At 63.4% G+C, this 9392-nt stretch carries 9 protein-coding genes and 1 pseudogene; 6 read left to right on the plus strand and 4 right to left on the minus strand.

The annotated features are described in order from the left end of the window. Together Q8K84_RS16910 and Q8K84_RS16915 are read left to right on the plus strand one after the other, a co-directional pair. Positions 1–1268, plus strand: a 1268-nt coding sequence (locus Q8K84_RS16910) for an FAD-dependent oxidoreductase (RefSeq protein WP_305283920.1), incomplete at its 5' end; no start/stop codon positions are given. A gap of 25 nt (positions 1269–1293) precedes the next feature. Then, positions 1294–2076: an IclR family transcriptional regulator gene (locus tag Q8K84_RS16915; RefSeq protein WP_305283922.1), complete on the plus strand. Its 783-nt coding sequence runs from the start codon at positions 1294–1296 to the stop codon at positions 2074–2076. Between the two features lie 13 nt (positions 2077–2089). Here the strand turns inward: Q8K84_RS16915 and Q8K84_RS16920 are convergent, their stop codons facing one another. Genes Q8K84_RS16920 through Q8K84_RS16930 form a run of 3 tightly spaced genes read right to left on the minus strand, consistent with a single transcriptional unit; the run spans position 2090 to position 4552 of the window. Beyond that, on the minus strand, positions 2090–2533 hold the full coding sequence (locus Q8K84_RS16920) for a PaaI family thioesterase (RefSeq protein ID WP_293319958.1): 444 nt from the start codon (positions 2531–2533) through the stop codon (positions 2090–2092). Continuing rightward, entirely contained in the window at positions 2530–3693 is a 1164-nt protein-coding gene (locus tag Q8K84_RS16925; RefSeq protein WP_370867885.1) for an NAD(P)H-dependent flavin oxidoreductase, read from the minus strand. Before Q8K84_RS16925 ends, Q8K84_RS16920 begins: the two co-directional genes overlap by 4 nt. A 49-nt stretch (positions 3694–3742) precedes the next feature. Next, a complete protein-coding gene (locus tag Q8K84_RS16930) occupies positions 3743–4552 on the minus strand; it encodes an enoyl-CoA hydratase-related protein (RefSeq protein WP_305283923.1) in 810 nt (269 codons plus the stop codon). A gap of 157 nt (positions 4553–4709) precedes the next feature. On the opposite strand from Q8K84_RS16930, the gene Q8K84_RS16935 reads away from it, so the two are divergent. The 4 genes and pseudogenes from Q8K84_RS16935 to Q8K84_RS16950 all read left to right on the plus strand — a co-directional run. Then, positions 4710–5597, plus strand: a complete 888-nt coding sequence (locus tag Q8K84_RS16935) for an alpha/beta fold hydrolase (protein ID WP_293319962.1) — start codon at positions 4710–4712, stop codon at positions 5595–5597. 484 nt (positions 5598–6081) lie between these two features. Further along, entirely contained in the window at positions 6082–7233 is a 1152-nt protein-coding gene (locus Q8K84_RS16940; protein ID WP_305283924.1) for a HAMP domain-containing sensor histidine kinase, read from the plus strand. Then, positions 7226–7945, plus strand: coding sequence for a response regulator (locus tag Q8K84_RS16945; protein ID WP_305283925.1), 720 nt, complete (start codon positions 7226–7228; stop codon positions 7943–7945). The genes Q8K84_RS16940 and Q8K84_RS16945 overlap by 8 nt, the downstream gene beginning before the upstream one ends. Before the next feature lie 148 nt (positions 7946–8093). After that, positions 8094–8374, plus strand: a pseudogene (locus tag Q8K84_RS16950) (transposase); the annotation flags it as partial. A 256-nt stretch (positions 8375–8630) separates the two neighbouring features. Here Q8K84_RS16950 and Q8K84_RS16955 read toward each other — a convergent pair. Further along, positions 8631–9260, minus strand: coding sequence for an IS110 family transposase (locus Q8K84_RS16955; protein ID WP_305283926.1), 630 nt, complete (start codon positions 9258–9260; stop codon positions 8631–8633). Positions 9261–9392 lie beyond the last annotated feature (132 nt).

A 9392-nucleotide genomic window follows, 5' to 3' on the forward strand; every position in this document is an offset into this window, starting at 1 on the left:
TCCCCACCATCGCCCACATGGTGCCCCGCGGAGCTTTCGCGTGGGCCGCGGCACGGCTCAGGTCCCATCTCAACTTGCCGGTCGTGGCGTCGAACCGGATCAACACCCCGGAGCTTGCCGACCGCCTCATCGCCGACGGCACCGCCGACATGGTTTCAATGGCACGGCCCTTCCTGTCCGACCCCGACTTCGTCGCCAAGGCCCGGGCCGGGCGACGTGCCGCAATCAATGTGTGCATTGGCTGCAATCAGGCCTGCCTGGACAACGCCTTTACCGGCCAGCTCACGACCTGCATGGTCAATCCCGCCGCCTGCCGCGAGGCCGAATTCGGCGATGTCGCAGCGCCGATCGAACCTAAGCGTATCGCGGTTGTTGGCGCGGGGCCCGCGGGCCTGGCCGCGGCGGTGACGAGCGCGGAACGGGGCCACCGGGTCACCCTGTTCGAGAGATCAGAACAGATCGGCGGCCAGTTCAATCTCGCGCGCCGGATCCCGGGCAAGGAGGACTATGCCGAAACCATCGGATATTACGGCGCTCGGCTATCCGAGCTCGGGGTCGAAGTGCGGTTGGGAACGCTTGTTCGCCCGCAAGATCTCATCGCCGCCGCATACGATCATGTGATCGTCGCCACCGGCGTGGAGCCGCGAACGCTCGATTCGATGGGCATGGACGACTCGCGTGTGCTTACCTACGCACAGGCCATTGAAACGCCCGAACTGGCAGGCGAAAGCGTGGCGATCCTGGGCGCTGGTGGCATTGGTTTCGACGTGGCCCAACTCCTAGCGCACCCCACCGGCGCGGGCGACCCTACCAGGCCCGATATTGAGAGCTTCTCCCAGAATTGGGGGATCGACACCGGCTTCAACGAGCGCGGCGCCCTGCACCCGCAGCCCGGATCGTGGCCCTCGGCCCGGCAGATCACGCTCTTCCAGCGCAAGCCGGGATCGGCGTTCGGCGCGGGACTGAGCAAGACGCGGGGCTGGGCCAACCTCCAGGAAGTGAAGCGCCGGGGCGTCGCCATGACGGGTGATGTTGTCTATGGCCAGCTCAGCCCAGAGGGCCTGTATGTCATGGTGGGCGGCGTCCCACAGTTGATCGCGGCCGACACGTTCGTGCTATGCATCGGCCAAGAGCCGCAGGCAGGAATCGCCCCGTTGCTGGCGGCGAAGCAGATGCCATATTCCCTGGTTGGGGGCGCGCGCGACGCAGCCGGTCTGGATGCGGTCCGGGCCATTGAGGAAGGAACCCGGGCGGCGCTCAAGATCTGAGCGCGCGCCCGAAGGATTTGATAGCATGCCGAAGCCTGATCAGTCGGTCGTCAAGTCGGCCGCCCGGACCCTAGAGATATTCGAATATTTCGACGAGGCTCGCAGGCCCGCGCACATTCAAGAGGTGGCCCTCGCGTTAGGCTATCCGCATTCCAGTACGGCCGCGCTGCTGCGCAGCCTCGCCGACCTCGGCTATCTGGAATTTTCCGCCGAAGACAAGACTTACTTCCCATCAATCCGGGTCTCCCTGCTGGGCCATTGGGTTAGCGACGAAGTCTTTCCGCTCCGGCGCATCCAGCAGCAGATGCGCGATCTCGCCGAAGAAACCCAGATGACCGTGGTGCTGGGTGCAGTGAGCGGCGGGTATTGCCAGTATGTCCGCGTGATCGAAGGCACGACCCCGATCCGCTATCACGTCAAGGCCGGCACGCGGCGATGCCTCGTCCGCTCAACCCTGGGCCGAGTGCTTCTCGCCTTGGAGCCGCCGGATACGAGGACCAGGATGATCGCGGAAGCGCTTGCTGTGTGGGACGGCGATGAGGCGCCACCGCCCGCAGAGGAGATCACCGGAGACCTGATCCAGGTCGCCGCCCGAGGTCATGCCTTCCATGCCGGCCTGGTGCACGAAAGCGCCGCCATGCTAGCCATTCCCCTCGCCGTAGGTCCGCCGGCCCGGCCCCTGGCCCTTGGCTTGGCCGCGCCCAAAGACCTGTTCCGGGGCCGTCGCCCCGAATTGCTTGGGATCATGCGTGACGTGCTAGGCAGCCTCGGGACCCCCGGCCCGAGGGCAGCCCCAAAGACCGCGTGAACGCAGGCGCCCGTCAGGCAGGTCTGGGATTCTGGATTAGGACAGTGCCCTGCGCTGAACAGCACAGGCGACCTTCGTTCTCCATTTCGATCCGGACCACCGCAGTCTGTTTGCTCATCGAGAGGATTTCCGCACGCGCCATGACCATCCCTCGGCTGACCGGCGCGAGGAGGTTGATCTTGAACTCGGTCGTCGCCGCCCACTGTCCCTTCTCCATATGGGGGTAGCAGACACATCCCAACACATGGTCGCAGGCGGCAGACAGGACGCCGCCATGCATGTTGCCGAAGCCGGTCAGCAGCTTTGGGTCCACCGCCATCTCTGCCGTGAGGCCTCCCGGTTCCATGGTCACGATCCGCAGGCCCAGGTATTCAGGGAGGCCGGTCATCCGATTGCTCGAAGCCATGAAGGCTTCAACCATCTCGGCGTGAAACGCGGGCATTCTGCGCGGGGTCATTGAATTTCCTTTCGCGGCTTAGCGAAAACAGTCGCGCGAGCGAGCGCGGTCTCGGCGCCGCTGACGAGGTCTTCCAGGACATCCCGAGCGGGGCGAATCGCCTTGATGAGGCCCATGCCCTGGCCGGCAAACCCAGGCGCGATATCCTTGCGCTGGTCGAGGGTCGCCGCCGCGAGCACGGGCCCGGCGATGATAGACTGGAAGGGCATGGGCAGCGGCGACTTCTCCGCGTCCACCCAAGCCTGCGCCCATTTGTTGCGGATGATCCTGGCCGGCTTTCCGGTGACGGATTTTGACACAATCGTGTCGCCATCGCCGTACTCGACCAGAACTTCCTTCTGGAATTGCTGAATGCCGGCTTCCTCCGTCGCCAGGAAAGCGGTGCCCACCCAGGCGCCTTCAGCCCCCAACATCATTGCGGCGGCTACGCCGCGGCCGTCGGCAATACCGCCGGCTCCGAGCACCGGGATGCGCCCCGCCATGGCGTCGACGACCTGGGGGATAAGCGCCATGGTGCCGATCGGCGAATTATGTCCGCCACCGTCATGTCCCTGGGCGACCACCACGTCGATGCCTGACGCAGCGACCTGCAGCGCATGCTTCACCGACCCAATGACGGCCATGACCTTCGTGCCGTTCTCCCGCAGTCGCTCCATCCAAGGCCCCGGGTTGCCCAGGCCTGCGGCGTAGACCGGAACCGCTTCCTCGATCACGACCTCCATTTGCGCCTCGAAGAACTCCTTTGAAAAGAACGCGGGGCCGGCCTGAGCTTCACCTTTGTTGCCATCGCGGGAACGGGCGACCTCTTGTAGGCCTTCCTGGCGCATGAAGTCGGCTGCAAACGCCTGATAGTCGCTAAGCAGCTCCATAGGCGACGGCTTGCCGCCCTCGCCGGAGCCCGCCGCGGCGTCGACCACTTCGCGGCGGACCGAGGCCGGGAGCAATGTGTCGACCCCGAAGGGCTTGTCGGTGAGCGATCGCACTTCGCGGATCCACGCGCGAAGTTCCTCGGGCGAGCAGGCCGCAGCGCCAAGAATTCCTAGCCCTCCGGCATTGGAGACGGCCGCTGCCAGGCGGGGAACGCTGGCCCCGCCCATTCCGGCAAGAACGATGGGATAGCGAATGTCGAAAATCTCGCAAATACGGCTGTTTAATGCCATGATGGTGTTCCTTGTCTCGGATGATGAGGGTCGCTGAGCGGAGCTTGGGTCAGCGACCCCGAAAGACGGGCTTGCGTTTCTGCATGAAGGCGAGCGGCCCCTCCTGGGCGTCCTCGGTTCTGAAGACAGCGGCAGCCATTTCGGATTCGATCTGCATGGCCTCAGCTTCCGGACGGCCCAGGCAGGCTCGCGCCGACCGGCGGATGGCCTGTACCGCGATCGGCCCGTTGGCGGCGATGCGTTCGGCCAGATCGAGGGCCGTGGGCAGCACGTCGGCCTGTGGCACCACGCGATTGAGGAACCCCAACTCTAGCGCCTCGGCGGCGGTTATTAGATCTCCGGTGAGCAGCAACTCCATGGCCCGCGCATAGGGTATCTGTCGGGGCAGTCTCACCGTCGAACCGCCTGCCGGGAAGATCGCCCACTTGACTTCCTGCACCCCAAGCTTGGCGGATTCGGACGCGACACGTAGGTCCGTCCCCTGGGCCAGCTCCATGCCCCCGGCGATCGCGTGACCGTTGATCGCCGCAATCACCGGCTTGACCACATCGAAGGTCCGAAGAAGCCCACGGCCGAGCATCTCTCCATCCGCCAGCAGCCGGCGATCCCACTCGTCTTCGGGCGGTCGGGCCCGACTCATCAACGGAATGAACCGTCCAAGATCGGCTCCGGAACAAAAAGCCTTATCACCGACGCCGGTGACAACCGCGACGCGGATGTCGGGGTCGTCGCGCACTGCGGTCCAGGCGTCGGCCAATCGGACCAGCATTTCCGGGGAGATGGCGTTTCTCGCCTCAGGTCGGTTGAGGGTGATGAGCGCAACTTGGCCCTTCCGTTCGACCCCAACGACGTCGCTCATGTTGCTCTCCAACACATATGTGTTTTAGTGTGCCATCGGCATGCTACGCTGACTTACCGGACTAAGGAAAGCGTGAAGCCAACTCTGCGGCGGAAAAGGCCGATTGGCAGGATCGGGCGATGGCGCTAGGAGGCTGTTCCCGTAGTGAGGGTTATCGATGACTGAACCGCACCGTACCGTCTTCAGAACGCCCGACGGCCTCGACCTCGTCGCCGACCGCTATGGCACGCCGATCCGCGGCGGCGTGCTTCTGGCGCACGGAGGCGGCCAGACCCGGCACGCCTGGGCCAAGACCGCGGCGGCCCTGGCGGATCGCGGCTGGGAAGCCGTCGCCCTGGACCTGCGCGGGCACGGCGACAGTGGCTGGTCGCCCACGGGCGACTACCAGATGGAACGGTTCGCGGGCGACCTCGCAATCGTCGCCAACGAGATGGGCGGACGTCCGGCGCTGATCGGCGCCTCGCTTGGCGGCCTCGCCGGATTGCTCGCAGAAGCGGAGATCGCGCCGCGGAGCTTCAGCTCGATCACCCTGGTCGACATCGTGCCAAATATGGATCCGAATGGCGCGGCAAAGGTGCTGAAGTTCATGGGCGCCCACGTCGGCCAGGGATTTGGCAGCCTTGAGGAGGCGGCCAACGTGATTAGCTCCTATTTGCCGCACCGAGCCAGACCCTCGGACCTATCCGGATTGGCGAAGAACCTGCGTCGCGGTAGCGATGGCCGATACCACTGGCATTGGGATCCGAGCTTCGTAGCGAGCGCCAACCGGGAACGGTCGAGGCGAGATGCGCAGGCGTTCGACACCGGACTCGCTAGCCTAACCCTGCCAGTGCACCTCATTCGTGGTCGGCTCAGCGAATTGGTGACGCGTCAAGCCGCTGAAGATTTCGTCGCAAAATTGGCGAACGCCCAGTTCACCGACGTCGCTGGCGCTTCTCACATGGTCGCGGGGGATCGCAACGATGCCTTCCTCGACGCCGTAGTGAGCTTTCTCGATCGGCAGTATTCCGAACAGCCGGCCACAGTCGGCCGAAACTCGCCCTAACACGAAGTTCAAAGCGCATTTTTGGCTCGCTTTCAGCGAAGCACCACGTAAACAGATGCCCGCGGCGGCTTTGATGTTCAGACATTCCCGGGCAATCCCCCTCTGCTTTCTCTATCAGGACTTCCTCGGCAGCCCGATGGGGAGAATCGAGCGCTTACCCGCAGTTGGGCCTGGATCCAAGCCAACTCTCCCGCTCCAGCGCAGAGATACCCTGATCACCTCGGGCAGGCTTTCGCCCCTCGGCGAAGAACTGCCCGAGGTCAATGAGCGCATTCAAGGGAGGCAACCGTTCTCAATCGTACCGCACAGGCGTACCTTACAGGATTACTCGGTGATCGCGAGCCACCGCGGCCAGCGGAGCGCCGGGGTTCCCAGGTCAAACCCTGAGCGCTCTTTTTAGGGTCGCCCGTCGTTTGAGCCCAGCATTGCGGCCGTTACCAAGCGAAGTCCGCAATTCCCGGCGCAATTAATCAAGTATAGAGTAATGTACACGTACCGTCGTGGTACAAGTACCGTCGTGCGCTACAATTCTGTAATGGGCGACTGGGCGACGCGAAGGGCGAATTTTCAGTTGGAAAGCCATCAACAGTTCGCTGCAGTTCTTTCGACCCGCCGGCGACAAATCGCCATGCGCCTGCTTTTGCCAGCGATTGTCGCTCCAGTAGACGCTGTGTTCACAGGCTCCTTCATGACCGTGATGGCGGGGGTGATCGGCTACTTCCTGTTACAAGCGATTGAAGTGTGGGTCTTTCCCCGCGCACTGATTCAGCAACGGATGGCGCACACGCGCTGGCGGACCGCAGCCCTTGCGGTTGTGGCGGTCAATGGAGTGATTTTCGGTTCGGTTGGCATCGTCGCGGCCGTTTTCGGCGGACCCTGGGGAGCGGCCTGCGGCGCGCTGTGGGTGTCCGGCGCGATACTGAACGCCGTTCTGACCAGCGTCGGTTGTCGCCCGGTATTCGTTGCCGCCCTCCTGCCGCAGATCGGTTACTTTATCGTTCTATCTCTGCTCGCCATGCCTCTCGGCGCGTCGCCCGGTCAAGCTGCCGCCTTTGCTATGACGGCGGGGTTGAACATTACAGCTGCACTGTTGGCCTGGCGCCTCTATCAGAATACCCTGGCGGCCGAGCGTGAGGCCAAGGCGCTAGCGCAAGCCGCCACCGCCGCAAAGTCGGCCTTTGTAGCGATGGTCAGCCATGAACTTCGCACGCCACTCAGCGCCGTTCTGGCAGGCGCGGCCGAACTAGAGGGTCGGTCACGCAGCGCTTGCGATCGTCTAAGCGCACGCCTCATCCTTGACTCCGCCCGTATGATGAACAGCCTGCTCAACGACCTACTCGACATGTCCAAGATAGAAGCGGGCCGACTGACGATTGAAGAGGTCCCCTATGACCTTCAGTCACTGGTGGAAGACACCCTAAAATTCTGGTCCGCCGCGGCGCGCAAGAAGGGGATTTCACTCCAACTGGAGACTGGGCCCAGCCTTGGCTGGGCTCGGGGTGACCCCTTCCGACTTCGACAGATTCTCAACAATCTGCTTTCGAATGCAATAAAGTTCACCGACGATGGCGCAGTTGCGGTGCGCCATAACTTCTACGCAACCCCATGGGGAATTCCTGCAGGTCGAGGTGACTGACACTGGACCTGGAATACCCCCCCGCCAGCTCGAACGCCTCTTTAACGCATTTGAGCAACTGGAGGCGAGCACGGCTCGTACGCATGGCGGCACCGGGCTTGGACTGAACATCAGTCGGCAGCTAGCGAAGCTCATGGGTGGGGACCTGACGGTGAAAAGCCTCGCAGGCGACGGCACCACCTTTTCATTGCGACTACCGCACACGAGGCTTGAGGGGGCCGTCGAGCGGGAGGATTGCGAGCAACCGGTAGCGCCCAGCATGGATCTCAGGGTCTTGATAGTCGACGATCATGAGATCAATCGCAAAGCGTTTAGTCTGATGTTGCGGCCTTTCTGCGGCCGGATTGTCACCGCCAAAGACGGTCAGGCCGCCTTGGAACTCTTGTCGATCAACGAATTCGATGTCGTGCTAATGGATATGAACATGCCGGTAATGGGCGGCGTGGAAGCAGTGAAGCGACTAAGAGGTTCGAACGGGATGAATCGAAACACACCCGTTGTCGCGCTGACGGCGTCTTCGGCCGTCGACCACGTCGACCACGTCGACCAATGTCGATCCGCCGGAATGCAGGCCTTTGTCAACAAACCGGTCGAAGCACACCAGCTGTTCGCCGCCATCGAGGCCGTCCTGGGTTCGATAAACGCTGAACAGGACATCGATTGCCCCACTTGCCCAGGCACCGGCGGAAGCGGAGGATCAAGCGATCGCTGACGGCGCCTGTGCGACCGGTATGATGAGTTAAAGACCGTGCCAGCGTCGAGTGACCAAATTGGCGCGGATGCGTGACGGTTCTGGCATGATCCTCCCTCGTTTTGGTGGACACCCATGCTAGCTTTTCGGAGCTGGAGAGGAGTGTCAGATGAGTGGTACGCGCCGGGTGTTTCCGGAGGCCTTCAAGCGGGAGGCTGTTGATCGTGTGGCCTCGAGCGGCCTGTCGGTTGGTGAGGTGGTCCGGGAGTTGGGTCTCCGCGAGACCCGGTGCTTCGACGATGGATGATGCAGTTCGGAGCGCAGGCGACGGGGACGCCGCGGCGCCCCAGTACGCAGGCGGTGGCCCCGTCGCCGTCTGATTTGGCTGCGGAGAACGCTCGGCTGAAGCGCGAGAACGACCGGCTTCGGATGGAGCGCGATATCCTAAAAACGTAGGCCCGCCCCGTCCGCAAGGGGTGTTCGCTAGATGGCGTCAGCGGTCTGCAACAACGTATCCGGTCTCAGGGTCGAGCCCTGGCCAAGATGGATATCCGCGCGTCCCGGGTCCTCATAAAAGCCTCGGTGACCAGCGCCGCATTTAGGATCAGGATCTCCAGTCCGCCGGTTTGACCGTTATGCCATCTGTGCTTTCACCTCACGCAGACTTCGGGAGCGGTGGCGTGGAGCGCCGCCGCAGTTGTGTTGATCAGGCTGCCGCGACGGCGCCGTGGTCGAAGAGCGCGTTTCGTCGTAACACCGCCCAGACGATGCGCGCCAGCTTGGCGGCCAGAGCCACGACCACGACGTTGGGGTGCGATCTCGCCAGCAGCTGCTGCAGCCAGGCGCCCATCGCGTTAGGTTTAGCGGCAAGATGCGGCAGCGTCGCCCTGGCGCCATCGATCAGCTGCTTTCGCAGATATCGATTTCCCCGCTTGCTGATGCCGAGCATCCGGGTCCTGCCTCCGGTGGAGTGCTGGCGGGGCGTAAGGCCGAGCCAAGACGCCAGATCGCGGGCTTTGGCGAAGGCGCTGCCATCGCCCACGGCGGCGAGCAAAGCGGTGGCGTTGATCACGCCCACCCAAGGGATGCTGGAAAGCCGACGCGCCTGTTCGTCGCTGCGGACAACTGCGGCGAGTTCGTCATCATAGGCTTTGATTCGCCTACTCAGGCCGTCGCACTCCTCGAGCAGGTCCTCCACAAGCCTGCGGGTGCGGTCGCTGACCGCCAAGCCTTCAGAGCCAACCTCTTCAAGCCGACGCATGAGGACGGCGCGACCTTTGGCCAGCGTGATTCCACGCTCCAGCAGCACGGCGGGAAGTTGGTTGATCGTACGCATCCGGTGAGGACCGCGGCGGCTAGGCTGTGAAACGCCGGGAAGTGGCTTAGGCGGCAAGCGCCGTGGGCGTCCAGTTCCAGGGCAACAACTCGTTGAGACGACTGGCCGGCAGGTCGTTGATGCGCGCGAGGA

The sequence above is a fragment of the Phenylobacterium sp. genome (assembly GCF_030679875.1).
Taxonomy (GTDB): domain Bacteria; phylum Pseudomonadota; class Alphaproteobacteria; order Caulobacterales; family Caulobacteraceae; genus Phenylobacterium.